The organism is Candidatus Thermodiscus eudorianus, assembly GCA_015521085.1.
Taxonomy (GTDB): domain Archaea; phylum Thermoproteota; class Thermoprotei_A; order Sulfolobales; family Acidilobaceae; genus Thermodiscus; species Thermodiscus eudorianus.
Map to the genome: position 1 here is coordinate 67,874 of WAOW01000004.1, position 25,570 is coordinate 93,443.

A 25,570-nucleotide genomic window follows, 5' to 3' on the forward strand; every position below is an offset into this window, starting at 1 on the left:
GACTCCAAGCTCTTAAAGTTAAACGATTCTCCATAACTAGGGGATTAGTGTGGAGGGCTTGAAGGGGGATGTCAAGCTTCTCCGATGAGGCCGTTGAGAAGCTGGTTAGGGCTGGCGAGATAGCGGCCAAGGTCCGGGATAGTAGTGCTGGGCTCGTTAGACCCGGTGCCTCGGCCAGGGAGGTCTGCGAGAAGGTCGAGGGATTGATCAGGGATATGGGTGCTGTGCCAGCTTTCCCTTGTAATTTCAGTGTAAACGAGGTGGCGGCCCACTACACCCCGGGTATAGATGATGACGTGAAGCTGGTCGGCATGGAGGTGGTCAAGGTAGATATAGGAGTCGCGGTCGACGGGTACATTGCCGATACGGCGGTGACAGTCGACTTATCCGGCCTCTACGAGAGGCTCCTCGAAGCCTCCAAAGCCGCCCTGGAGAGGGTTGTAGCGATAATGAAGCCCAATGTCAGGATATATGATATAGGTAGGACTGTGGAGTCGACCATACGGAGCTACGGGTTCAAGCCGATAAGGAACTTGACGGGCCACACCATAGACAGGTGGAGGATACATGCCGGGACCCAGATACCCAACTACCCCGATAGGACAACGTTCCACAGGAGGCTCAAGCCTGGGACCCTCGTGGCTGTTGAACCCTTCGCAACTAACGGGAGGGGGTTCGTGAGGGAGGGTGGAATCACTAATATCTACTCCTATACTGGTAGAAGGGGGAAGTACAAGCTATCTAATATAGAGGAGGAGATACTCCAGTACATAATAGATAACTACCGCACGCTACCCTTCACCCCGAGATGGCTCCTCCAGAAGTTCAAGCCGGAGGAGATAAAGCCGGCTATAAAGAGCCTCGTCGCAAAGGGCATACTATACAATTACCCGATCCTGGTAGAGGCCAGCAAGGGGATGGTGTCACAGTTCGAGCACACATTCCTGATACTAAAGGACAGAGTCATAGTGACTACCTGCCCGGAGTGCAACACGCAGTAAACCCCAAACTAATTATACTAAGATTTAACCCTCGTATCCGAGCCCAGGATAGAAAGGGTTGCTGACGCGTTGGTGGAGGCTGCAAGCCTAGCGGACTGGATAAGCGCCATAAGCCAACTACTATTCCTACTCATATTCATACTACTATTCCTAGGCGTCAACCAGAGGTTCCAGGTATACGTATGGAGCAGGGACATAAAGGCCAAGCTAGTAATAATCAACTCCATGGCCGAAGAGGCTAGGAGGAAGACCCTCGACTTCATGAACGCCAACAAGGCCAAGAACCCGAAGAAGCTATTAGACAGGCTCAGCGACTTCTTCGTCATAAGCCCCGTCGACTTGGAGCCCACCGACATAATACGGAGACTCCAACACCTCCTAGACGTGAGGAGGAGAAGGTTCAAGGACGTCTTCAAAGAGGCGATGCCAGAGGCCGACGAGTACACTAGGAGCAGGGCCGAGACCGCCTCCGAGATCGCCTCCGCCCTAAACTTCATCTACAAGTACGTGCGGCACCTGCTCATAACCGGCGAGAAGACAAAGAACTGGATACTCATCATGCAGCTGCAACTCATAATGCCACAGATACTGAGGATAGCCAGGATGTATAGGGACGCGTTGGACGACTTCCTCAAAGGCGTCCCTATAGGAGACTCTGCCGGGCCGATGGTAGCGTTAAACCTGGCAGGCTACGACGCCGCCTGGAAGGAAATCGACGAGGAAACAGTATACAGCGTGGCCGACATCGAGGGCCGGAAGACGTATATCGTCAAGGCAAAAGGGCCAGGGTCAAGCGTGGGGAAGCCGGGGGTGGCAACGGCTAAACTAATAGAAGAGCTTGTGAGTAGAGGCGAGAAGCCCTCGCTCATCGTGACGGTCGACGCAGCCCTAAAACTAGAGGGAGAGGAGACGGGGTCCATAGCTGACGGGGTGGGCGCTGCGATCGGCGATCCAGGCCCCGAGAAGATTAGCTTCGAGAGGATAGCCGCCAAGTACGATATACCCTTGAGGGCTGTGGTCATCAAAATGGGCCTTGAGGAGGCGATCCAGGCCATGAAGAAGGAGATAGCGAACGCTGTGGAAGACGCCGTGGATAGAGTGAAGGAGATCATAAAGTCGGAGACTAGTGAAGGCGAGACCGTGGTAGTGATAGGGGTTGGTAACACTATAGGCGTCAAGTAGCCGGGGGTGTATGGTGGAGTGGCTAACCCGCTATTCCCGGACTGGATGCAGTCACTCCTACTCCTCCTATTCCTAGGCATCGCCATAGCACTGGCGCTGCAACAGGCGAAGGAGCTGAAGAAGATACAGGTCGCCGGGCAAAAGAAGGTATACACGCTGTTGCAATGCGGTGAAAAAGAATATACCAGGGAGTACAGGGAGGGAGACTACGTGGGAGCCAGGACGAACTGCAACGAGGAGGAAGGCATAATCACCAAGATATACGCCGTATACCAACAAGGAGAAAAGGGAAAGAAGCCGATGAAGACCTAGCTGACGCAGAACCCGCCTGGGGCTAGGAGCTCCCAGGGAGGGTTATGAAGAACACCGGGTTACACGAGGCAACTAACTCAATCCCTAAACCCTCGCGATCCGTCTCCGGAGCCCTTCTCGACTAGCACGACAACCACACTGTTAAGGTTGGAGTCAAGGGGGCCCGTGACAATCAACCCGTCTATAGCCTTCAGGGCTTCATAGGAGTTATTCGAGTTTAGATACTCGCCGGGATCCAGCCTCCTAAGCCTCAACTCATTAGAGTCTCCAGAAACGACGATCGCGCCAGCCGCATCACTATTACCGTCTATCCCGTCCGTATCCATGGCCAGTAAACCCATAACTCCGTCGCCACCGAGCCAGTAGTCCACGGAGGCCAGCCAGGCTAGAGCCAGCTCCTGGTTCCTACCTCCCTTGCCCCCGGGGTTCCTCACGGTCACGGTAGTCTCCCCTCCAAGGATTAACGCCGCCGGCGTCTCCACGGGTATGCCCCTCTCGTACGCCTCTAACGCTATTGAGGCTAGGACCCTGCCAGCCTCCCTGCTCTCGCCGTCAAGCCGGCTCGTGAGTATAATGGTATTGTATCCCTGTCCTTCCAGGAATGATGCCAGCCTCCTCAACACATCTAGATTAGATGCGACAAGCCTGTTAGAGACGTTACTAAACACAGCGTCGCCCGGCTTAGGGGTCTCTGGTCGGAGACCCCTCAAACCCTCCTCCAAGACTTCAATTACACGCTCCGGCATCTTGTCCCGCAGACCGTACTTGTCCACTACCCTAAGTGCATCACCATAAGTCGTGGGGTCAGGTACCGTGGGCCCAGACGCAATTGATTCGAGCCTGTCCCCAGGTACGTCGCTCGCATAGAAGCCATAGACGGGACCTGGGGAAGCGTGTTTAGCGAGCCATCCACCCTTAACTAAGCTCAAATGCTTCCTGACAGTGTTTATCTCGTGTATATTCGCCCCAGAGTATAGGAGCTGCCTTGTCGCCTCCACGATATCATCTATCGTTAACCCTGGCTGCGGCTTCTCCACCAGGGCACTGCCACCGCCTGATACGAGGACGATAAGCCCCTTGCCAGCCGAGGACTTAGCCCACTCTACGACAGCCTCGCCAGCCCTCAGGCTGTCCTCGTCGGGTACGGGGTGGCTAGCCCGGATCACCTCAAGCCCGTCGATCTTCTCTGCTTTCCTCCACTTGGGTATAACTACAACTCCCCCCTCAATCCTATCGCCCAGTAGCTCGACCGCGGCGCGGGCCATAGGCACGCTAGCCTTTCCGAAGGCGATGAGGATGCTTGCATCGGGCTTGTTAACCCTTAGGGCACGGCTAGTCAACAGGTGGAGATTACTGGCATCTACGACAACGGAGACCAGTCCTCTCAAACGCTCCCTCAAGCCTCCAGGACTATGCACGTGGCAGCACCCTTCCCCGTCGAGATTTCTCGCAGCGTCCATGATCCACTGAAGATTATTATAGCAACCAGGCTATACATGTTATATCTAGAAGCCATTTAACGGGAGTGACGGAGATTGAGGTTCGAGATACGTTGGCATGGACGCGGCGGTCAGGGAGCCGTCACCGCGGCCATGGTTCTGGCCAACGCAGCTATCTACGAGGGGAAGTATGCGCAGGCGTTCCCAGAGTTCGGTGCAGAGCGTAGGGGCGCCCCTGTAAGGGCCTATACGAGGGTTGCCGATGCCCCCATAAGGACTAGGTCGCCGATCCTCACCCCAGACGTGGTAGTCGTGCTTGACCCTAGCCTGCCGAAGGAGCTCTACCTGGAGGGTTTGAAGGAGGGTGGAGTGCTCCTAGTCAACACTAAGAAGTCGCCGGAGGAGTTCGAGGAGTCAATGGGGATAGGGGGCAAGTATAGGGTGTATACGGTCGACGCGACGAGGATTGCCCTGGAGGTGCTGGGCCTCCCGATAGTCAACACCGCCATGGTCGGTGCCCTGGTCAAGGTACTCCCAATAGTATCCCTGGAGAGCGTCGAGAGGGCGATCCTCGACACCTTCCCTGGAAGGATTGGTGAGAGGAACGTGGCGGCCATTAGGGCCGCCTATGAGTCCGTTTTCGAGAGCGCGATTGCGAGGTGAGGGGGATGGAGTCCAAGGAGTTGCCTGCATGGAACGAGATTCCTTCCGGCGGTATAGTTATCGAGCCGGGTAACTCTGCCGAGAGGTATACCGGTGACTGGCGTGTCTTCAGGCCTGTACTAGACCAGGACAAGTGCATTAGGTGTCTGCTCTGCTGGGTCTACTGCCCGGACTCCGCCTTCGAGATCGTAGAGGAGCCTTACACCACCAGTAAGGGCAGGAAGTATACCTTCAGCCTGAAGATAGACTACTACCATTGCAAGGGATGCGGTATATGCGTAGAGGAGTGCCCGGTTGACGCTATAGACTTCGTGGAGGAGGTGAAGTAGCCGTGGCGGTTACGCTCCAGCGGGCTAGGGTTGAGTGGAAGCGTCTACCCCTCTCAAGTAACTACGCCGTGGCGTACGCCGTGAAGGATCTCGACGTCGACGTGGTAGCGGCGTATCCTATAACGCCCCAGACTACTGTGGTCGAGAAGATCTCAGAGTTCATAGCAAACGGTGAGCTCGACGCCGAGATGATCCACGTCGAGAGCGAGCACTCCGCGCTAAGCGCTACAATAGCCGCGTCTGCGGCGGGCGCGAGGGCCTTCACAGCTACAGCAAGCCAAGGGCTGGAGTTGATGCACGAGATACTGCATATAGCCAGCGGGCTAAGGCTACCCGTCGTCATGAGCATAGCGACGCGAGCGTTATCAGCCCCCATAAGCATATGGAACGACTACAGCGATATAATGAATGCACGCGATACTAGCTGGGTGACGATCCTGGCTTCAACCGCGCAAGAGGTGTATGATAGCGTCGTGCAGGCCTTCAGGATAGCCGAGGATCCAGAGGTGATGCTCCCGGTAATGGTTGGGTACGACGGGTACCTGATGAGCCACACCTACGAGCCAGTACTAGTACCCTCCGACAACAAGCCCATCCTAGAGTACGCGCCCAAGAACTACAACAGGATAAAGCTGGACCCGGAGCGGCCCGTGACCATGGGCACGCTAGCGGGCCCCGAGTGGTATTATGAGATCAAATACCAGCAGGTTGCTGCCATGAAGAAGGCCCTCGACAAGGCCAGGGAGGCCGACGAGGAATTCAAGGCGATGTTCGGGAGGGGCTATGGGCTCATAGAGACCTATATGGTTGACGACGCCGACGTGGTCATAGTCTCCTACGGCGGGTTACACGGTACGGTGACCGAGACGATAGACATCCTACGCGAGAAGGGCGTAAAGGTCGGCGCTGCGAGGATCAGGCTGTGGAGGCCCTTCCCCGTGGAGGACGTGAAGAGGGCCTTATCCAATGCGAAGCTAGTCACAGTTATAGACAAGGCGATATCCTATGGAGCCCGCATAGCCGGGCCCGTAGCCCTTGAGATAATGTCGAGCTACTACCACGACGAGGAGAAGCCCATGATAATGAGTGTAATAGCCGGAATAGGGCAGAGGCGGATAACAGAGCACACTATCAAGGAGATAATTGATTATTCTTTCAAGGTCCTTGAACGGGGCAGAGCCCCAGGCGAATCCCTGTATTGGGGAGTGAGGGGTGTAAGCTATGAGTAGCCAGGTTGCACGCAAGAAGAGGCCCTTCAAGCTACTAACCCAGATACCAAAGGAGGAGCTGCTAGCGCCGGGCCACGGTCTATGCGCCGGGTGCACTGCTGGCACTATAGTACGGCATCTACTGAAGGTCGCCGGGAGGAACACGATACTAGTAAACGCTACTGGCTGCGTCGAGGTATCAACCACGCCATATCCCTACACTAGCTGGAGGATACCCTGGCTCCACCTCGCCTTCGAGAACGCCTCAGCGGCGGCCAGCGGAGTCGAGGCTGCTATAAAAGTGTTGCAGAGGAAGGGCGTCATAGACCCCGACGAGAAGATCAATGTAGTGGTCCTGGGAGGCGATGGCGGGACCTACGATATAGGCTTCCAGGCCCTATCCGGCATGCTGGAGAGAGGCCATAATGTAATGTACGTGCTCTACGATAACGAGGCCTACATGAACACCGGTATCCAGAGAAGCGGTTCCACACCGCTATACGCGTGGACGACCACGACTCCGGCCGGTAGAGTGTGGAAGGGTGAGAGGAGGCCGAAGAAGCCTATAGCGGACATAGTAGCTGCCCACAGGGTACCATACGTCGCGACAGCGAACCCGGCTTACCCGCTAGACATGCTGAACAAGTTCAAGAGGGGCCTAGAAGTAGAGGGACCCTCCTTCATACACGTACTACAACCCTGCCCCACCGGGTGGAGGTTCGACCCACGCTACGGCATAAAGATAGCCAGGCTCGCCACCGAGACGGGAATGTGGATAAACTGGGAGCTCGACCACGGGGAGTTCGACGTCACCGTACCAGTGCCCAGGAGAAAGCACGTCCGCCACTACCTCAAGATGCAGGGCAGGTTCAGGCACCTCACCGACAAGGAAATCGAGGACATACAGAAGTGGGTCGACAGCGAGGTGGAGAGGATCAACAAGCTGGTTGGCCGGCAGGTAATAGGGCCCGTCGAGGAGTAGAATCCTACCCTCCACATAAAAACACCCCCACCCGATATTTTCCAGGCGGTGCTAGAGGTAGAATGGATGATAGGATAATCGGCGTGGTGGGAGGGCTAAGCCCCTACTCGACAATCCTATACTACAAGTTCCTAGTCGAGGCCTACAGGGAGAAGAGGGGGAGGGACCCCCGCATACTCCTCTACAGCGTGCCGGTCCAAGAGATGTGTAGCTATGTCAAGTCAGACAATGTAGAAGGTGCTAGAAGGCTTCTGAGCGATGCCCTAAGAGCTCTATCCAGCCTCGGCGCCGACCCCATAATACTGGCGGCCAATACGCCCCACGTGTTCCTAGACGACGAAACGATAAGAGAGTCGATCGGCGGTAGGGAGTTCATTGACATAAGGGAGGCCGTACTCTCCAAGATCAAGTCACTGGGAGTGAAGAGGATAGGCCTCCTCGCCACCAAGGCCACGGTGGAGAAGAGACTCTACCACGACTATCTGGAAGGCCACGGGATAGAGGTTATAACACCAAGCAGGCTATCACAGGAGCGCCTAGACACGCTGATAGAAAAGTTAACCACCGGAGTCATACCCAGCTCGGAGAAGCTGACAATGGCCACGATAGTCTCAGAGCTAGTCGGCAAAGGCGCCGAAGCAATCCTCTATGGCTGCACGGAGCTCTCGCTACTAATAGGCCGGGTCTCGATCAACAAGCCAGTTATAGACAGCCTAACCGAGCACGTGAGATACGTAATAGACAAGGTGACTGGTACACAATAAACCCTTCCCTGGACAGTGGTATCAAGTGGATGATGCGCTCGGCGTAACGGACCGCTACCCCGGGGGATGAAGAGGGTCTTGAGTGCTGACACGCCCAGCTAACCAGAGACTTATGCCGTGGAAGCCTGGAGAAGCTATAACCTGCCCTCTAGCCACCAAGGGTATCGAGTGGGATGAAGACTCCACGGGCCCGAGCCGGAGTACGGCTATGAGGATACCTGTCTCATCAGACCACCCGTCTATGGCGTTGGCAGCATCTGCCTCTCAATTATATGGTATATGAGCTGCCATCTCGGGTCTCCGTACAGGGCTTGGGTCAGCATGTCGAGTAGCTCAGACTTTATGGAGCCCAGGCACTCCGGGTCCATTATCCCGGGGTCTATTTCCAGGGCGAACCCCTTGTTTTCCCCGTTTACATACAAGTACCTGACGAGCTCATTGTCTCTGATCATCCGGACATTGATGTTGCCGACGGAGACGGTCTCATACACATCTAGGAAGTCACCGGCCTCCTCTGTGAAGTCAGAGCTACACACTATCCACCTAGCCCTGCAGTCGGGCCTCTCCCCCCTCCAACAAGCCATATCTATCACTCCAGGTACCGATATATCGATGGAGTCTAAATAGTAGAGGTATGTGTCGTTCCACTCGGGTGCCGGATTTGGAGGATCAATCGAAGCCATGGTACAAGATACTCTACGCGCCCTGGCGCATGAAATACATAACGGGCTCCGAGAGGCACGAGGGATGCGTCTTCTGTAAGGCCCCGGAGCTAGACGACAAGTCGGCGCTGATAGTGTATAGGGGGAGGCTGTCCTACGTCATACTAAACAAGTACCCCTACAACTCGGGCCACGTAATGATAGTACCCTACAGGCACGTCTCCAGCATCGAGGACCTCACGCTACCGGAGCTGGCCGAGATGTCGCTCCTGGTCAAGGCAACCCTGAAAGCCCTCCGCGAGGCCTACAAGCCCCATGGATTCAACATAGGAGTCAACATCGGGGAAGCCGCCGGCGCCGGTATTGCTGGCCACGTCCACATACACGTTCTACCGAGGTGGTGCGGGGATACGAACTTCACGGTAATGTTCTCGGCGACCAAGGTGGTCCCGGAGGAGCTAGAGGCTACATACGAGAAGCTCAAAAGCATACTCCCCGGGAAGGTAAGGGAGGTGCTAGAGGAGGAAGGAGTGGAATGGGACACCTCTTCATAGTAACGCACACAGACCTCGACGGAGCCGGTTCTGCCGCCGCCGCCCTAATAGCCTATGGCAGGGGGATAGACGAGTCGACCATCCTATTCGCGGAGCCCTACAACCTGGACGAGGTGTTGTCGAGCCTATCCGGTAACCTGGACAGCGGCGATAGAATAGTTGTATCAGACCTAGGCCCCAATAGGGATTCCATAGACAACGTCCTAAGGCTGGTGGGGGAGTTCACAGGCCAGGGTGTAGCAGTCGACTGGTACGACCATCACATATGGCCCGATGAATGGCGGGAGGCAATGCGTAGGGCGGGTGTCAGGCTGACCATAGACACCTCAACATGCGCCACGGGCGTCGTAGCGAGATACGCCACGAAGTACAATGAAACAGAGTATACCGAGTACCTGAAGGAGCTCGAATCCACGGTATGCGCCGCCGACCTGTGGAGGTGGGATCACCCGCTCGCGCCTAAGCTCTTCCGGGTGGCGGATACACGCTATAACGAGGGCTCCAACGAATGGCGCAGGAAGCTGATAGCAAAGTTCTCCCAGGGCGTTCTATGGGACGAGGAGCTAGATGAGAAACTCCAGGAGTACCTCAACAGGGAGCTAGAGAACTTCAACAAGATAATCTCCACCACCGTAGTCGCGGAAGGCGAGTGCAGGGTAGCGGCGGCCTTCAAAGAGAGGGGACCCCCAGCCAATAGCTTCATCGGGGCGAGCCTACTCTCCAGGTACAATGCAGACATAGCGGTTATCATAAGAGGTAACGGGGGCCTCTCACTGAGAAGCAGAGGGGTTAACGTGCAGATAGTAGCCCTCTCTCTCGGCGGGGGCGGGCACCCCCGGGCCGCGGGCGCCCGGCTCGACATACCCCTGCTAGTCAGGTTATTCGGCAGGCTCTGGAGGAAGGCTGTCCCGAGGTATGCGGCTAGGCTCGTGCTTAAGACCGCCGAGGAAACAGGTGTATGTAGGGGGATAGGCTCCGAAGTAGAGTCGGCAAGGATGATGTAGCTGTGAAGCCGGTAATCGGCCTGCTGGTGATAATACTAACCCTACTAGCCCCGCTGGAGGCTAGTGCACAGGAACTGCCTCGGCACCCGCCACTCGTCCCCAAGAAGGCTATAGAGCCCAGGGCTGCCCTACTGGTCGACCCTGGCGACCTGGCCTACCTGGCGAGCACTGCGAGCTATCAGGCTGGCGTCGTGGCTAATCTCACGGGGAAGAAGTTCACCACCCTGGCCCCTCTAGTAAACCTGCTCGACGATATCTCGCGATTGTTCCTAGCCGCCGCTAGGGCCAACTCGTCTACTCCACAGGTCTTCGAGGGCGCTGGAAGCGTTGAAGAGAAGCTTGCAACCCTGCGCGGCTACATGGGCCAGCTGGCCGCTGGCGACCTGAGAGACCTGGCTATGGATACGCCCGTGGTGATACCAGCTTGTAGGTCGGAGCTCGAAATCGATGGAAAGCCCATAGTAGTGTATAGGGTATCGAACCCGTACATGCCCCTGGAGCTACAGGACTGCCGTGTTCCTAGAGACGAGGTCAGGCTGGAAACCGCGCTGGACTCGATACTAGCCTTACTCGCGTTTAATTCATCCGTGAAGATAGATGGCATGTACCTAATCGTCACTGTCCACGTCCCCAGGGACACCGCGTACCCGGAAGTCGTGGACTCGATACTCCAGGGCAGGCTGGGCTGGAAGGTGGCCGAGATCCTCTCCAAGTCCAGGCTTGAGGTTAATGAAACCCTCATCGAGGAACTACTCGGTATAGTAAAGAATGGCTCCGAGGCCGAGGCATTGAATGCCCTGAGAACGCTGAACTACTACGCGAAACAGGGCCTCATAGACGAGGACACGTACCTCGAAGCCCTTAAAATCTACAGGGACAGGTTCGGGACAATAGCCCCCTTGACCAGCCAGGAAAACAGGGGCAAGAACCAGGTCGAAGTCAACATCTCATCATTCCTAACAGGACTCGAAGACGTAGTCAAAGGCGCCGAGAAAGCCAGAGCCTCGGTGCAAGTAAGCAAGAAACAGCCAAGCCGGGAAGCCAGGGGGTGGCACCTATCACAGCCTAGCCCCACGATAGTGGTAATAGCGGGCATAGGGCTACTAGCCATCGCACTAGCCGCCGAGAGGGACAGGCTAAGACCGGGCCTAGACGTGGCCAGGATACTCCTGGGCAAGCCGCCCTCGCGGCCGAGCCCATCCACATGCTACCGCCTCTTCGTGACGGCGCTAGCCATGAGGGGGCTGAAGAAAGAGCCCTGGGAGACTCCGCGGGAGTACTTTGAGAGGATCCGTGGGAGGGTTTCACATGATGTCGCAGCCCTACTCGAATCACTGACTACTGCATACGAGGACGCCGTGTACGGCCTGGAGGAGGTCAGCGTTGACCCCGGAGCCTGTATAGCTGGGGCTAGGAGGGTGGTGATACATGGAGTCTAGGAAGTGGCTGGGATTCCTCCTCGTGCTAATAGCGGTTATAGCTAGTCTAGAATACCTCCCAAGAGACCTGCTGGTGAGGGTCGCTATACCCCAGGACGCCTCCTACCCCCTGAATGAGGGACCCTCCGGTACGAGCATCCTCTGGAGGGCGCTGGAGAAGAGGGGGTTCAAAACCAAGATAGTCTACGGGCTGAGCGGTATGCCGGATCTCGCCGGTTACAAGGACCTAGTATACCTCGCTGTCGGCGGCGTGACACGGGAAGGGACAGGGCTGAAAGAGGCGTATAGCCTGCTTGAGAAGGCCAGAGCCCGGGGCCTCAGGATCCACTATGTGTTACTGGATGAGGCCCCGACGCCCCCGGTAAGGGACTTGACTAGGCAGGCCTCCCTCCTCATCTGCGGCAGTATCCCTCCCCAGATACGCGGCATACTCAACTCGACAATATCAACGTTCTACGGGCTGGTACAGGGTGAGGGTTATGATATCCCGACCGGGTTCACGGGCTACATAACCTTCACCGGAGACCCCATCGTATACCCAGTGAAGCCCCTGCTACCACAGGAGCTAAACTCCTTCACGGCCATAGCGGCCGCATGGCCCTACCCGGCTGAGCCGTACCAGGGTAAATGGTATATTGTTGGGGTGGAGTGCAGGTCTGCACGGGGCAGCGTGGTGCTCATTGCCGATAGCACTATCGCCGTCAATCTGGTAACCGGGACCTACAATAAATCCCTAGACTATATAGTCAACCTCATAGCTGATCGCGTAGCATCGCCGGAGACAACCCTGGTGGTTTCGGACGAGGAACTCTATGTGGCTCCTGGCAACGAGAACGTGCAGCTGATCCTCAGCCTGCACCCATCGATCCTGTTACTGGCGGCCTCGCGGCTCTACGGGAAGGCCGAGTCCGTGGCCACGTCTCTTATGGCGAAGAAGGGCTTGACCCCGTTACTCATCGCCGGTATAGCCTCTATACTAGCGTCAGCGGCCCTCTACTCATCGCTCCCGCCGAGAACCGGGAAAGAGGGAAGACGTGGTAGTAGAATAGCGGGGTTCGGCGCCATCCTCTCTTCTTTGAAGACCCTGTTCGCCCCACTCGACAGTGTCGTGCCCTTATGCTCTATAGCTTCGAGGTACCTGGAGCTACCGGTCAGCGGGGTAAGCCATAATGTAGAGCGCGAGCTAAACCGGTTGAAGGACTCTATAGTCAGGGAGTGTAGTAGGGTTGAGAGGATGAGGGTGTTTTCGAGGTTCCTCCCGGTATGGGGGCTTGTTAAGAGGAGGCTTGAGTCTAGTCTAGTCGTGTATCTCTCGCTTGCAGGAATCTATGACTATGAGGAGGCGCAACGCGTGGTAAAGGGTGGAGGTAGTGGTCGAGGTTAGCAGAGTTGAGAGGGTAGCCTCAAGGATCATCTCCGAGGTATCAAAGATTATAGTGGGCAAGGAACACGAGTTAAGGCTACTGCTCGCATCGCTCCTCGCAGGAGGCCATGTTCTCCTCGTCGGCGTGCCCGGCGTCTCGAAGACGAGCCTGGCCAAGTCGCTTGCGATGAGCTTGAACCTGGACTTCAAGAGGATACAGTTCACGCCGGATTTACTTCCAGCCGATATACTCGGGACAATGGTATACAACCAGGCTACAGGCGACTTCAGGTTCAGGAAGGGACCCATATTCGCGAACATAGTGTTGGCGGATGAAATCAACAGGGCCAGCCCTAGGACCCAGAGCGCCTTCATAGAAGCCATGCAGGAGGGCCAGGTGACCATAGAGGGCGTCACCCACAAGCTGCCGAGGCCCTTCATAGTCATAGCAACCATGAACCCGATAGAGTTCGAGGGCGTCTACCCCTTGCCCGAGGCCCAGGTCGACAGGTTCCTAATGAAGATTGACATAGGGTATCCAGGCTACGAGGAGGAGAAGGAGATACTAAAGCGGGTGGACGTTATAGAGGAGTTCAACATAAACCCCGTCGCCTCAGGAGACGATATACTAGAGGCCCAGAGGACGATAAGGAGGGTGAGGGTCTCGGACCCGGTAATAGACTATATCGTGAGGATCGTTAGAGCCACGCGAGAACACCCGCTAGCCAGGCTAGGCGCCAGCCCGAGAGCCTCAATATACCTCATGAGGACTGCCCAGGCCTGGGCAGCGATGGCCGCGAGGAGCTACGTGACACCCGACGATGTAAAGGAGGTAGCCATACCAGTCCTATCCCATAGAATCCTCCCCAAACCCGGCGCCGCCAGTGATCCCGGAGTCCAGGCCAGGATCGTTCAACAAGTCCTCGGGAGCGAGCCGACGCCAAGCCCTCCCTGGAGTGACTAGCCGTGGCTAGGATAATAGAGAGGGGGCTCACAAGGGAGGGTCATACACTCATCCTGGTAGGCCTGGTGCTGCTAGCCTGGGGCATATACTCTTCCTCGGAATACCTGCTCGGCCTCGGCCTGGCGATATCCATGGTTCCACTGGCGGGGTTGTTAATTGTCGAGGCAGGCCTCTCCCAGGTGACTGGGAGGACCCAGAGGATAGTCGCAGGCGTGCCGGTCGAGGGTAGACTGGCCCTAGTGGAGTTCCAAGGCGACATGGACAGTATCACTGTACTCCCGTTGACAGTCGAGTTGAGGGACGAGGCGCCGCCTAATGTAGAGGTTGTCGGGTCGACCAGTGTCAAGGCGATAGTTCTCCCGGGGACGAGGTTCTACGTCAATTACAAGGTCGTGGCGAGGACGGGGCTCAGAAGGTTCGGCCGCGCCACTGCCAGGATCACGGATCTCCTAGGACTCTATAGGGTGGCGATAGAGTTCACGCCCCTCGGCGACTCGTACTTGAGGGCGACGCCCAGGATAGAGTACGCTGATCTCGGCAAGGAGGCTGTAGGCGATTTGCCAGCCATCGTGAGGCTGACGGCAAGGCATAGGGGCACCGAGTTCTACATGGTGAGGGAGTATCAGGAAGGCGATGACCCGAGGTTGATCGACTGGAAGGCTACTGCTAGGCTATCCACCCTCGTTGTCAAGGAGATGCGGCAGGAGGCCTCAAGCCCCGCCATCATACTATTCACCCCCTCTCCGCTAGGCGACAGGGGAGAACCCGGTAGGACGCCCTTTGAAAGGCTAGCCAGGATCGTTGCTGGCCTTGCGGAGTCGTTGTCGCGGCTTAACAGGCAGATCGGGTTTATCGGCTTGGTGGAGGAACCCGTGGTGGTCCCCCCTCTGGCGGGGCCGCGTGGGTTCGCTGGCGTGGTCGATGGAATATCTAATACGCCCCCAGAGTCTCCTCTGCCGGGCAATGTAGCGTTGATTCTGCGCGAGTACATGGAGAAGTATGTTAGGGAGCGGCCCCTCATAATAGTGGTTTCTCCGGGGAGCTACCTAGAGGAGGTCGCCTCCAAGCTCTCGCCATTAATTAAAGAGATGAATTTGAAGTTTATTGGTGTGGGCTTAGAGGGCGGGGAGGTGAAGGTGTCCTGGACGCGAGGCGCATAGCCAGAGTGCTATCAGGAGCGCTCTACCTCCTCTCACTGGCTATAGCCGCCTATCTAGCCGGGACAGCTTTATCGTCGTCTAGGATCCCCTATGTAGGGGTGATTCCCCTAGAAGCCAGGTATCTATCCTACGCCATAGCCCTATGGGCGTTCATCAGGCCTAGAGATCGTTGGCTTATCGGCGTTCTAATACTAGCGGCACTAGCATTATCTCCCTATGACCCTCTGCATCTAGTATCGGCGTTGTTACTAGTCTACTTCTCGGGAAGCCTCTACGCGTTTCTAGGGGAGACTAGGGTAGTTAGCCTCTCCAGGCTTTTCATAGGGCTTCTTGCACTGGTCGTCCTCTACGGCTCCTTCGTATTGACGGGTTATGGGGCCGGGAGGTTGCTGAGGGAAGCCATGAGCTGGACTCCTCCCTTCAAGTGGGATGCATACGCTATCGCTACACTATTAAAATCGACACTATTATACAGGGTAATGATTGTAACCATACTAGCGGCGCTACTCTACAGGATCGCTCGCAGCGCCACGGACCTTATAGTAGCCATGAAGGCCCGGGGAGAAGCGGCCAAGGCCCTCCTCAACATAGAATACGCGGGGATGGAGAAACAGCTAGCACGGTTCGAGGGCCCCCAGTATCCTGCGCTCGAATGGGGCTTGAGCCTGCTAATGACGATGCTAGCAGCCCCGCTTGTCTACTCCCTGGTCACAGCGTTTATCCAGGGGATAGTCGATAGGCTAGGTGTGCACGCTGGGACCTGGATGCCCGTAGCAGCGGCCATCGCGTCTACGATAATATCGTGGATTCCACTCAAACTGATAGCTTCGACCCTGACAAGGACCGTGCCTAGTAGCCAGTTGCTTTCGGAGAAGCCGGGTAGAAAGCTGGCATCGATAATCATACTATCGCTGATAATTATAATACCATTGTTCCTAGTCCTGCAGGCTCCAAAGGACCTGATAGTAGAGGCGATAACTGGGAAGCCCTCCAGCCTGCAAGACCCCCTAGCAGGCAAGATCAATGAGCCGAGCACAAGCTACTACAGGAACTTGGCCAAGCTAGTCGACCTGATCGTGAAACTCTTCTGGGGAGGATGAGGGCACGGCGATAACCGGGGCCCTGGGGGGCTGGGCAGGGATAAGTTGTATATTAGACGGTCGAAGACACTAGGAGGGCGGATGCCCGGGGACACGTGAAGATGACTCTAGCATCGTTATCAGAGGCTGTAGAGAGTGTTAGGAGGGAGCGGATAAGAGGTGCCAGGTGGAGCCTCTACACCATAGCGAGGGCTGTCATAGAAGAGCTTGAGAAGGGAAATATAAGCTGCAGCAACATAGGCGAGGTATCGGCTCTAGTGCTCTCAGCCAATAGAAGTATGGCCCCACTAGCGAACCTGGCCTATGTGTTGGAAGAGGCCTGCTCTAGAGGAGCTAGCCTGCTGCAAGTGGTTAGAAGAGTCATGCAGCACCAGCAGAGGAGCATAGAGCTGATCAGGGAGTTCGGACACCAGCTGCCAGTAGATGCTAAGATAGCCACGATCAGCTACAGTTCTTCGGTCGAGGCAGTCCTTCTAGCGTCAGCCGATAGGAAGCCACATGTGACGGTCCTTGAGAGTAGGCCTGGAGGCGAGGGGGCGGTGCTGGCATCGACCCTTAGGGACGCTGGCCTCAGGGTCAAGCTCTTACCGGACTCGATGATGTATAGGGCCGTAGAAGAGACGGACGTGGTAGTCGTTGGCGCCGACGCTGTTACGAGAGACGCGTGCCTAGTGAACAAGGTTGGCACACGCCAGATAGCCCTGCTGGCAGGCCTCTACAAGAAGCCAGTACTAGCAGTCTTCGACCTACTCAAGATACACCCGGAGACGACCTGCGACACCCATCCCATAGAGGAGAGAAGCTACATGTCACCGGGCTACGGGCCCATCCGCTACCCACTATTCGACAAGACAGAGCCAAGCCTCATCTCCAAGGCAGTAACAGAAAAGGGCATAATAGACTACGAACCCGACACGCTGGCTAGACTATGGCGTAGTGTTATCGACGAGATCATAGCCCCCGGCTAGCGCGCTCCCACCGCGTACAAGCCCCCGGGTGAGGCCCCCGGGACTCCTTGTATGGACTAGGCCATCTTGATCCGTTTTAATTCTATGCAACATAGTGTTCTCCACGGACAACAAATTAGAGGTGGTGGATGTGAAGTTCCTCAGATGCAAGGAAGTCCCCCCGCCAACAGGCAAGAAGATAGCCATAGTCGGGGCAGGCCCTGCCGGCCTAGGCGCGGCTGGCATACTAAGATGCCGGGGCCACGAGGTCGTGGTCTACGACCAGAACCCAGAGCCCGGAGGCCTAATCCTATTCGGGATACCGATGACCAGGATACCAAAGGGACCAGTTAGGAAGGGCATCCAGGAGCTCATAGATGCTGGCGTGAAGTTCGTACTACGCACCAAAGTCGACATGACAGGAGACCTCGGCTTGATGGACGAAATAGTGGCTCCAGGGGAGAGAGTCCACCTAGAGGACTTGATAAACGAGTACGACGCCGTCCTAATAGCCACCGGGACCTGGAAGACCAGGGCCATGGGCGTTGCAGGAGAAGACCTCCCATGGGTCTACCCGGCCGTGGAGTGGATAGTAGCGGTCCATATGGCCAAGTACGGCTACAAGCCGTGGGACAGCGTGCCGAAGCTAGAGGGCAGGGTGCTGGTTATAGGCGGTGGACTCACCGCGGCAGACGCAGTGTTAATGCCGCTGACCTACGAGGAGTTCAAGGGCAAGGTCCGCGAGGTAGTCCTGAGCTATAGAAGGTCGGCCGAGTACGCTCCCATGGGTAAGAGGGAGATAGACAACCTCATAGCAGCCGGGGCTAAGTACTGGGAGCTGACGCAGCCCGTGGAGTTCAAGGAGGAGAATGGGAAGAAGATAGTGAAGTTCGTTAGAATGAGGCTGGTCAAGGTGAGTGCTGAGGCGAGGCCGAAGCCAGTCCCGATCGAGGGAAGCGAGTTCGAGGAGGAGTTCGACTATGTATTGAAGGCTGTGGGCGTGTTGCCGACGCCCCCCATCAAAGACGGCTGCTGCGGGATCAAGGTAGACCCCCACGGAACCATAGTGACAGACGACAACTTCATGACAACCAGGGAAGGCGTCTTCGCAGCTGGAGACGTAAGACACGGGCCAAGCCTAATAGGACCGGCCCTGAAGAGCGGCATGGACGCCGCAAAGAAGATACACGAGTACCTAACATCCAAATAGGCCAGAAGGCCGGGGGGACCCGTCCCCAGGGGGATAGAGACCCTTCGGGCGGGTCTTCGAGCGAGAGCCGGGGGCTTACATTGTTTTTATGAACGCCTAGACATGCTACCGATAGCCACTCCTATCATCACGCTGAATATCGCCGTTACAGCCAAGACCAAGCCATACACTGGGCTAGCCTCTCTACCAGTACCACTCTGTGCGCCACCGCTTGATTCGCTGGTCCTCGTTTGTTCTCCTCCATGAGTGCTCCCGGCTTGTGTAGTCGTTGTCGTCATCGTTTGCTGCACCTGTTCTGGCCTCGGATGTGTTATCTTGCTGGTTTCATTTGATAGCATCCATGTTAGCCACCCGTAGAGTATCGCATGGCTACTAGCCATGACCTTGGTCTTGGCGTCATTGCTAGCGTTAGCGAGCTCCAGCAGGAGAGGGATCTGTAGCGAGGCATTACCTGTCCTGTTGTAGAGTGTCGCCGCTAGTTGTTCTAGCCCCTGCGAGGTCCTGGCTGGGTCGAGAGTGAACGTCTCGTGTATAACCCCGGTAGTGAGAGATATGGATTCTATAGAGTAGCCGATTATCGCTATCTGGTTATTAGTAGTGGATGCTAGCTCGACGAGGAACGCTGGCAACTCCGCTTGACTTGCCCCGGCTCCTGCCTCTTCTAGCAGCGTCTGCAGGTATGCTGTTGTACTCCTAGCCTCGGCCTCCAAGAGGCGTGCGACCTCCTCTAGGCTCTGTTTGCTCACAGTATAGTTGCTCGCTCCTACCAGTCTCGTGGATAGGTTTGCCCAGAACATGGCCCAGACGGCCATAGACTTAGCGTTACCGAGGAGTTCCAGCGGCGATGTTATCACGCCTCCGAAGAACGTCCGTGGCAGATAATAGAAGCCATTGTCTTTTTCGAGAGAGTCGACCGCCTTTTGGTAGTAGTATGTGGCGATGCCTAGCTTGGCCCATGCCTTCGCTAGGCTCTCGACCGCCTGGGGGTTTAAGGCGGATCTCTGGCTGTATTCTGTCAGGGTATCGTATGCCCTGGAGATAGAGGTGTTCACGTCGGCGACGGCTGAAGTCACGTTTAGGTTGCTGGAGACTGCTATGTCAGCGTACATTGCCTGGTAGGCGTAGGAGAGGGCGTCGACGGCGTCGAGCGCCGCCGGATAGTAGACTCCACGGTTCAACAGGTCTAGCGCCTCCCTCATCCTGGCGGACGCGTTGGCCTCTAACCCCTGTATGAATCTTACATCGCTATGCTGTATGCTGTCTAGTACGTCCTCTACGGTTCCATTCGCTGTGTATACGAATTCGACTAGCATGTCGGAGGCGCCACTTCCAGGGACGGGCGCCTTTAGAGTGGGGCTGACAAGGGTCTTGTTAGTCAACAGGGTAAATGCCTCGTTCAACGTGGATATAGACACCACCCTTACTCCGAGCTCCTCGCCCATCTTAACGAGGTCTACCTTGACCGGCTTTCTCTCAGCGTACACGAAGGGGCCAACTCGGACATACTTTGTCTGGTAGTACGTGTAGACCTCCTGGCCAGCCGGTATCATGAACAGCTTCGCCCCAACGCTAGCAGCCGCCTCCAGCTTCTCCTTCAAGCCGCCGACTGGACCGATACTAGTATCGGGCTGGATCATGCCGGTCACGGCGTAGGAGGCAGTGCAGGTCTGGTTCTCTAGAGCTAGTAGCGTCGCCAGTGCCATGGCGAAGCCAGCGCTTGGACCGCCGACGATTATAGAGTTCGACTCGATATCATAGAAGAAGTCGTACCTCGTCATATCGACCCCCGCTAGCAGGGAGGCCGCGTAAGCTGCTATCCTTGCACTCCCCTGCGTGTCAACCATGGATGCAGGGCTCGTGGATATGTAGACCTTACCGCTCCCCGGGTATGCTATCCTAACGGTCAGGTTGCCGGCCACGCCCTTGCCATTTGAGGCCACGGCTACAATGTAGGCCCTGCACTCCCGTATACTAGTGTATTCCCCGGCGCTGGCTGGGTGCGCAACCGGCTGGGGGAGCGTTGCTGCGAGAACGAGTAGGATCATTATAGCCCCTATCCCGGCCCGTCTAGCCAATTATTTTGCACCCTGTATGAAAGTTATGGGAGTGCTGGAGGGTTATACGCGCTTCCAGGAGAAGATAGTGGAATTCCCGTGGGCCTCGGGATCGAGGCTGTCTCCTGCTTCTAACCGCCTGCCATCCTAAGGCTGCCTTCAAGGTTCAACGGCGGCAGGTCCTCTGGACTGATGAGCAGGTCCAGGACGAAAGGCTTATCCGCCTCTAGGAGATCCCTTATGGCAGAGTCGATTTCTTCATCGCTCCCTACAGTAGTTCCTTCGGCGCCGAAGGCCCGTGCTAGGGCTTCGAAGCTGGGGTTGGTGTGGATGGTTCCATACACCCTGCCGCTCTTCTGCATCTTCTGCCTCAGCAGGAGGACTCTATAGGAGTTGTCGTTGACTACGATCACCTTAACGGGGATACCCTCCCGGACAGCGGTTTCCAGGTCTTGGAGCGTCATCATGAACTCTCCATCGCCAACCACGGCTATGACCTCGCTCTCTGGGTTCGCGAGCTTCGCCCCCAGCGCGGCGGGGAAGGCGTATCCCATCGCTCCCAGGTTTGTAGCCGCTAGAAACCTGCCGGGCTTCGTTATCCTTAGGAAGTCGTAGGTGTAGACTATGTGGGTTCCCTGTCCCCCGGTTATTATTGTGTCCTCGTCTATCCGGTCGTTTAGCTTCTTGAAGAATAGTGAGGGGTTGGCGAAGCCCTCGTATCTCCTCTCAACGGCTTCTTCCAGCATGCCCTCCCAGGCGGACTTGTATCCTGCTATCTCGCCGTCCCACTCTTTCTTGTCCTCCTTTACACCACTCTTCCTGGCCTCCTCCAATAGCATCAGCGCGAAGTGGTACGGCGAGGCCTTAACCAAGCGGGTATAGTATATTGGTCTCTTCTCGACGACCGGGTTCTCTGATACGATGTCTATATCGCCCTCGGGATACACTGTGTAGGCGTAGGTAGCTATATCGTCTAGCTCATCGCCTAGAACTAGTATATAGTCTGCGCTCTCAAAGGCCTTATCCGCTGGGAGGGACCCTCCGCCAAACCCGACCCTGCCAAGACACCTCGGGTGGACCTCGCTGCACGCACCACGCCCGTTACCGCTCGTAACGACGTATGCCCCGAGCCTCTCAGCGAGCTCGTCTATCACAGAGTTCACACCGTCTCCAACGCACTCGCCAGTAGCGTAGATCAGGGGCTTGCTAGCCCGCACTAGGTCGCCGAGCACCTCCTTCACTATATCGACTGGCGGCTTCGCAGGTTCTGGGATGAGGTCTGAGAGGCCTCCTGGGAGGCGGCTGGCTGGAACTGGCTTGCTCCAGAGGTCCTCTGGAACCTCAAGTAGGACGGGTCCCCTGGGGGGCGTGAAGGCCGTCCTCACGAGGTACCCGAGGCTGCGTTCTAGGTCCTCCGGATCATCTATCCTCACCGTAGCCCGTGTGAGGCTCTTCGCTATGGATTGCTGGTCTACCTCCAGCCATGAGTCGGTTCCATATAGACGGCGCTTGACCCCTCCAGACAACAGTATGAGGGGGACCTTGTCCTTGTACGCTACACCGAGGCTTATAAGGGAGTTGAGGAATCCCGGCCCCGCGTGTACCAGTGCCGCGCTCAGCTGCCCGCTTGACCTGTACTCGGCGTCGGCCATGGCGACTGCTACCTGCTCGTGCCTCACCGAGACGTATCTGAGATCGCTTCTCCTGTCATAGAGCGCGTCTACGAAGTCGACCACGCTAGTCCCTATAATCCCATATATCCTCTTTACACCGAGCGCCTTGAGGTACTCCGCTATATAGTCCGCCACACGGTTTATCCCAGCCATCCAACCACCCTTGAGGTAACTGCTACATGTTCACCACGTTCAGCGGCTTCTCTCCCTTCAACACGCGAACAACGTTCTCCACGGTGACCTGTATTATACGAGTCCTCGCATCGCTTGTAGCCCCGGCTATGTGGGGCGTCGTGATTATATTAACACCCTTAACCTTTATCAAGGGATGATCCGGGCCCGGCGGCTCTACAGTGTAGACATCCACGGCGGCGCCCATAATCCAGCCCTCCTTCAAGGCTCTGGCCAGCGCCTCTTCATCCACTATCTCGCCCCGGGACGGGTTGATCAGTATGGCGGTAGGCTTCATGAGCCGCAGCTCCCTCTCGCCAATCATACGCCTAGTCTCCTCGGTGAGTGGAACATGTATGGATATGACGTCGCTCAGCTTGAGTAGCTTGGGGAACGGCGCATACTCCACACCCAGTTCCTCCTCCTCGCTACGGGAAAGCCTGTACTTATCGTAGTAGAGTATCCTGACATCGAACCCCCTAAGCCTCTTGACGACCTCCCTGCCTATACGCCCCAGGCCAATCACGCCCCAGGTCTTCCCGAAGAGATCATAGGTGCCTAGCTCCATGAGCTCCCACTGGCTCCACAGGCCGTTGGAGAGGTCGTTGTGGGCCTTCATGAGCCTGCGGAGGAGTGCTAGGGCCGTCATTATAGTGTATTCTGCGACCGACACGGCGTTCGCGGCCCCGATGTTGGCCACGGGTATCCCCTTCTCGGCGCAGGCCTTTACGTCTATGTGATCGTAGCCGGTGCTAGGCTGTGCTATTAGCTTGACCTTCTTCATCATACTGCATATCTCTCTCGTGATGCGGAACCTGAAGCTATAGTCTCCGATGACGACATCGGCCTTCTCTAGGGCCTCCTTCACCGCCTCGCGGTTGCCGGGGTCTTCCAGGACTATGATGTCGAGTGGCTTGTCCAGCTCCCTGGTATAGGGCGCGAATAATGCCCTGAAGAAGGATTCGGGTAGAGGGCTCATGCTGACTATTGTGTAGGAGTCGCTCTCCATGGATCCCACCGTCGGCACTTCACTTATATGTGTCGACAGTCTATATATTAATGTTAGACCTAGCTAGACGGCTAAGTTAATATCACCTCCGGTTACAAGTAGCCTACGATCCCGGGGAAGGAATGAGAGCATGGAGATAGTAGTAGAAAGGGGTAGTCTCCGAGTCCTAGAGGAGCTGCTCACCGAGTCGATGGGCGAATGGCACTCCTACTATGCAGTCGAAGCGGTCAGAGGCGGGATAGCAGAATACCTTCTAGCCTATATCGACGGGGCGCCCAGGGGCGGTATAGTGTACTACTCTATCCCCTTCAAGAGAGGCGGCGATCTAACCATAATCTACTATGTCGTGGTGTCGCCCCGGGCAAGGGGCCATGATATAGGTAGGATACTAGTATTGAGCGTAGAAGAGATTGCAGGGTCCAAGGCCTACCTGGCCACTATTGGAGAGGGCAACATCGCCAGCAGGAGGATGTTCGAGAGCATCGGCTACCGCATCTACACCTACGACTCCATAGAGGAATCCCACGGCCATGCCATAGCGAGGAAGATCGCCAGGGCATCGTGCGGGTATGAGGATAGCATGGTGGCTGTAAAGCCGGGCGATACGGGTCTAGGATTAATAGCGGATCTAGACGACGACGCCGTGGAGAGGGTCTTCCAGGCTATATGCTATAGGCCTTGGAAGAGGCTTAGAAGGCGCGAGGCTATACGTGTACAATAAATCCCCTCGACTCGCCACGCCGAGAGGGGGCACCGGGGGAGTGGAATGACGGTTGTAAGCTTGAAGCTGAAGAGGCTGGTCGACAAGGCTATAGAGCTCTACAACAGGTATAGGGCGCCTGAGAGCGTCGCGAGGCTCGAAAGGATTGAGGGTGACGTGGTCGTCGTCAGGTTTGATGGGAGCTTCTGCCTCACATGCGGTATAAACGACTGGGTGGAAGACTTCAAATACGTCCTAGAGGACCTGGGCGCCGAGGTGGAGCTGCTAGAGATAGTAGAGCCCGAGGACCCTTTCTCGGAGGAGCTATGGAGGATAGGATTCTTCCGGGTTAAGAGGATCCCCGACAGGATAAGGGAGCCCCAACAAGAGATACCAGTCTAGGCTGAACCTGGAGCCACCATAGCTCTAGACTCCCCACCCCCAGACCCGACTTCTCTCCGGAAGACGACGGCGAGTATAGTCAGCGCTACAGTATATAGCACGGCGGTCAACCTAAGGGGGAGCTCCAGGTCAATGTCGAGTAGCCACCCTCCAACAGCCCTTCCACCACCGGCCGGTATGGTCCACGAGAGGCTTAGGAAGGCCGAGGCTGTGCCCCGTAGCTCCATTGGAACAAGCCTCATAACGAAGGCCGTGAAGAGCGGGTTCGCGACATTCATAAGCACACTCCTAACCAGATAGATCGCCGCAGCTACCGGGAAGCTATCCACTAGAGTCATCGCTATGAGCAGTGGTATGCTAGCATAACTGACCGCCAGGTATACCCTCAATACCCCGCCCGCCCTATCAGCGATCCTAGGCATTGCAATCATGAGAGAAGCCATTGCAAGCTCCTGGAGGCCGAAGACGCTGCCCAGCTCGGCGCTAGTCACCCCGTATTTCGCCGTGAAGTAATAGTCTATGTTGTGGATGCTCATCGCCGCTCCAAAGCCTATAACCATGTTGATGACCGCTATCAAGTAGAAGCTCCTGGTGAACCTCCTAGCGGCCCCCAACAAGCTATACCCACGTTTCCCCTCTACAGTGATACGCTCCCTCAAGCCCAGTACAACCGGGATCGTCAACAATAGTATGAGCGACGAGGCCACGATACTATACCTGTATGCCTCAAGCAATGGCACACCGTGATACCGGTGTGCGAGCACTGGTAGCCATCCCAGGAAGCTACCCATACCACCGCCAAGCGTGCTCGCCGCCGAGACATAGCTGTAGGTGTAGTGGAGCTCCTCGTCCCTACCGGTACGGGCCAGCAGGGCCTGCTGGGCGACGAAGCCCAGGCCACTAGCCATCCCGTTGAGGAAGAAGCCGCCAGCTACAAGGTAGGTCCTGCCGGTCGATACTAGTAGCAGGGCGAGGGTGCCTATCGCCGAACTCGCCACCAACACGCTCCTAGACCCGTATCTATCGCTGAGGGACCCTCCAAGCAGAGTGAATACAGCGCTTGAAAGGACAGCCGTGCTCCCCACTAGACCGTATTGGCTGCCAGTATAGCCCAGGCCCCGTAGGTACGGGGCTAGGACCGACCATAGCAGCCCCCACGAGAGCCCCCAGGCTAGCCCGGCGATGATCAAGCGTTTCAGCTGGCCATCCATGTACCCGGCACCGAGTCCGGGGGAGGAAGGTTATTGGAGGCCGATATATAGATGAGGGTAATAATAG

25 protein-coding genes are annotated in these 25,570 nt (G+C 56.5%); 19 read left to right on the forward strand and 6 right to left on the reverse strand.

What is annotated here, in order from left to right; genetic code table 11:
* The first annotated feature begins 68 nt into the window (after positions 1 to 68).
* The 3 genes from map (at position 69) to F7C38_02045 (ending at position 2,495) form a co-directional block, all read left to right on the forward strand.
* Positions 69 to 1,001 (forward strand): type II methionyl aminopeptidase, encoded by a 933-nt coding sequence (map, locus tag F7C38_02035; GenBank protein MCE4600333.1) that lies wholly within the window; start codon positions 69 to 71, stop codon positions 999 to 1,001.
* 72 nt (positions 1,002 to 1,073) lie between these two features.
* Complete coding sequence (locus F7C38_02040; protein MCE4600334.1) at positions 1,074 to 2,183, forward strand: DUF1512 domain-containing protein; 1,110 nt, start codon at positions 1,074 to 1,076, stop codon at positions 2,181 to 2,183.
* Between the two features lie 18 nt (positions 2,184 to 2,201).
* Entirely contained in the window at positions 2,202 to 2,495 is a 294-nt protein-coding gene (locus F7C38_02045; GenBank protein MCE4600335.1) for a hypothetical protein, read from the forward strand.
* 77 nt (positions 2,496 to 2,572) lie between these two features.
* Here the strand turns inward: F7C38_02045 and F7C38_02050 are convergent, their stop codons facing one another.
* Positions 2,573 to 3,913 carry a glycerate kinase gene (locus F7C38_02050; protein MCE4600336.1) on the reverse strand — a complete coding sequence of 447 codons (1,341 nt, stop codon included), beginning with the start codon at positions 3,911 to 3,913 and terminating at the stop codon, positions 2,573 to 2,575.
* Between the two features lie 117 nt (positions 3,914 to 4,030).
* On the opposite strand from F7C38_02050, the gene F7C38_02055 reads away from it, so the two are divergent.
* The 5 genes from F7C38_02055 (at position 4,031) to F7C38_02075 (ending at position 7,880) form a co-directional block, all read left to right on the forward strand.
* Positions 4,031 to 4,597, forward strand: a complete 567-nt coding sequence (locus tag F7C38_02055; GenBank protein ID MCE4600337.1) for a pyruvate ferredoxin oxidoreductase subunit gamma — start codon at positions 4,031 to 4,033, stop codon at positions 4,595 to 4,597.
* 5 nt (positions 4,598 to 4,602) lie between these two features.
* Positions 4,603 to 4,926 carry a 4Fe-4S binding protein gene (locus F7C38_02060; GenBank protein ID MCE4600338.1) on the forward strand — a complete coding sequence of 108 codons (324 nt, stop codon included), beginning with the start codon at positions 4,603 to 4,605 and terminating at the stop codon, positions 4,924 to 4,926.
* Between the two features lie 2 nt (positions 4,927 to 4,928).
* Entirely contained in the window at positions 4,929 to 6,155 is a 1,227-nt protein-coding gene (locus tag F7C38_02065) for a ferredoxin oxidoreductase (protein ID MCE4600339.1), read from the forward strand.
* Positions 6,148 to 7,116 carry a pyruvate synthase subunit beta gene (locus F7C38_02070; protein ID MCE4600340.1) on the forward strand — a complete coding sequence of 323 codons (969 nt, stop codon included), beginning with the start codon at positions 6,148 to 6,150 and terminating at the stop codon, positions 7,114 to 7,116. The genes F7C38_02065 and F7C38_02070 overlap by 8 nt, the downstream gene beginning before the upstream one ends.
* Positions 7,117 to 7,178: 62 nt before the next feature.
* A complete protein-coding gene (locus F7C38_02075; protein ID MCE4600341.1) occupies positions 7,179 to 7,880 on the forward strand; it encodes an amino acid racemase in 702 nt (233 codons plus the stop codon).
* 239 nt (positions 7,881 to 8,119) lie between these two features.
* Here the strand turns inward: F7C38_02075 and F7C38_02080 are convergent, their stop codons facing one another.
* Positions 8,120 to 8,464: a hypothetical protein gene (locus tag F7C38_02080; GenBank protein ID MCE4600342.1), complete on the reverse strand. Its 345-nt coding sequence runs from the start codon at positions 8,462 to 8,464 to the stop codon at positions 8,120 to 8,122.
* Positions 8,465 to 8,541: 77 nt separating this feature from the next.
* On the opposite strand from F7C38_02080, the gene F7C38_02085 reads away from it, so the two are divergent.
* The 9 genes from F7C38_02085 (at position 8,542) to F7C38_02125 (ending at position 18,283) form a co-directional block, all read left to right on the forward strand.
* Positions 8,542 to 9,096: an HIT domain-containing protein gene (locus F7C38_02085; protein ID MCE4600343.1), complete on the forward strand. Its 555-nt coding sequence runs from the start codon at positions 8,542 to 8,544 to the stop codon at positions 9,094 to 9,096.
* Complete coding sequence (locus tag F7C38_02090; protein MCE4600344.1) at positions 9,078 to 10,100, forward strand: DHHA1 domain-containing protein; 1,023 nt, start codon at positions 9,078 to 9,080, stop codon at positions 10,098 to 10,100. Before F7C38_02085 ends, F7C38_02090 begins: the two co-directional genes overlap by 19 nt.
* Before the next feature lie 2 nt (positions 10,101 to 10,102).
* Positions 10,103 to 11,539, forward strand: a complete 1,437-nt coding sequence (locus tag F7C38_02095) for a DUF4129 domain-containing protein (GenBank protein MCE4600345.1) — start codon at positions 10,103 to 10,105, stop codon at positions 11,537 to 11,539.
* Positions 11,529 to 12,923 carry a hypothetical protein gene (locus F7C38_02100; GenBank protein MCE4600346.1) on the forward strand — a complete coding sequence of 465 codons (1,395 nt, stop codon included), beginning with the start codon at positions 11,529 to 11,531 and terminating at the stop codon, positions 12,921 to 12,923. Before F7C38_02095 ends, F7C38_02100 begins: the two co-directional genes overlap by 11 nt.
* Positions 12,910 to 13,866, forward strand: a complete 957-nt coding sequence (locus F7C38_02105; protein ID MCE4600347.1) for a MoxR family ATPase — start codon at positions 12,910 to 12,912, stop codon at positions 13,864 to 13,866. The genes F7C38_02100 and F7C38_02105 overlap by 14 nt, the downstream gene beginning before the upstream one ends.
* 2 nt (positions 13,867 to 13,868) lie before the next feature.
* Positions 13,869 to 15,026, forward strand: coding sequence for a DUF58 domain-containing protein (locus F7C38_02110; protein MCE4600348.1), 1,158 nt, complete (start codon positions 13,869 to 13,871; stop codon positions 15,024 to 15,026).
* Between the two features lie 5 nt (positions 15,027 to 15,031).
* On the forward strand, positions 15,032 to 16,126 hold the full coding sequence (locus F7C38_02115) for a hypothetical protein (protein MCE4600349.1): 1,095 nt from the start codon (positions 15,032 to 15,034) through the stop codon (positions 16,124 to 16,126).
* Positions 16,127 to 16,227: 101 nt separating this feature from the next.
* Positions 16,228 to 17,094, forward strand: a complete 867-nt coding sequence (locus F7C38_02120) for a hypothetical protein (protein MCE4600350.1) — start codon at positions 16,228 to 16,230, stop codon at positions 17,092 to 17,094.
* A gap of 130 nt (positions 17,095 to 17,224) precedes the next feature.
* Positions 17,225 to 18,283, forward strand: a complete 1,059-nt coding sequence (locus tag F7C38_02125) for an FAD-dependent oxidoreductase (GenBank protein ID MCE4600351.1) — start codon at positions 17,225 to 17,227, stop codon at positions 18,281 to 18,283.
* Between the two features lie 86 nt (positions 18,284 to 18,369).
* Here the strand turns inward: F7C38_02125 and F7C38_02130 are convergent, their stop codons facing one another.
* The 3 genes from F7C38_02130 to F7C38_02140 all read right to left on the reverse strand — a co-directional run bounded on the left by F7C38_02130 (position 18,370) and on the right by F7C38_02140 (position 23,190).
* Complete coding sequence (locus F7C38_02130; GenBank protein ID MCE4600352.1) at positions 18,370 to 20,358, reverse strand: hypothetical protein; 1,989 nt, start codon at positions 20,356 to 20,358, stop codon at positions 18,370 to 18,372.
* Between the two features lie 110 nt (positions 20,359 to 20,468).
* Positions 20,469 to 22,163, reverse strand: a complete 1,695-nt coding sequence (locus F7C38_02135) for a thiamine pyrophosphate-binding protein (GenBank protein MCE4600353.1) — start codon at positions 22,161 to 22,163, stop codon at positions 20,469 to 20,471.
* 22 nt (positions 22,164 to 22,185) lie between these two features.
* Positions 22,186 to 23,190, reverse strand: a complete 1,005-nt coding sequence (locus F7C38_02140; GenBank protein MCE4600354.1) for a 2-hydroxyacid dehydrogenase — start codon at positions 23,188 to 23,190, stop codon at positions 22,186 to 22,188.
* 130 nt (positions 23,191 to 23,320) lie between these two features.
* Between F7C38_02140 and F7C38_02145 the strand changes: the two genes are divergently transcribed.
* Positions 23,321 to 23,911 carry a GNAT family N-acetyltransferase gene (locus F7C38_02145; GenBank protein MCE4600355.1) on the forward strand — a complete coding sequence of 197 codons (591 nt, stop codon included), beginning with the start codon at positions 23,321 to 23,323 and terminating at the stop codon, positions 23,909 to 23,911.
* A gap of 45 nt (positions 23,912 to 23,956) precedes the next feature.
* A complete protein-coding gene (locus F7C38_02150) occupies positions 23,957 to 24,292 on the forward strand; it encodes a hypothetical protein (GenBank protein MCE4600356.1) in 336 nt (111 codons plus the stop codon).
* Here the strand turns inward: F7C38_02150 and F7C38_02155 are convergent.
* Positions 24,289 to 25,503 (reverse strand): MFS transporter, encoded by a 1,215-nt coding sequence (locus tag F7C38_02155; protein MCE4600357.1) that lies wholly within the window; start codon positions 25,501 to 25,503, stop codon positions 24,289 to 24,291. The two genes, F7C38_02150 and F7C38_02155, sit on opposite strands and share 4 nt — an antisense overlap.
* Positions 25,504 to 25,570: the final 67 nt, after the last annotated feature.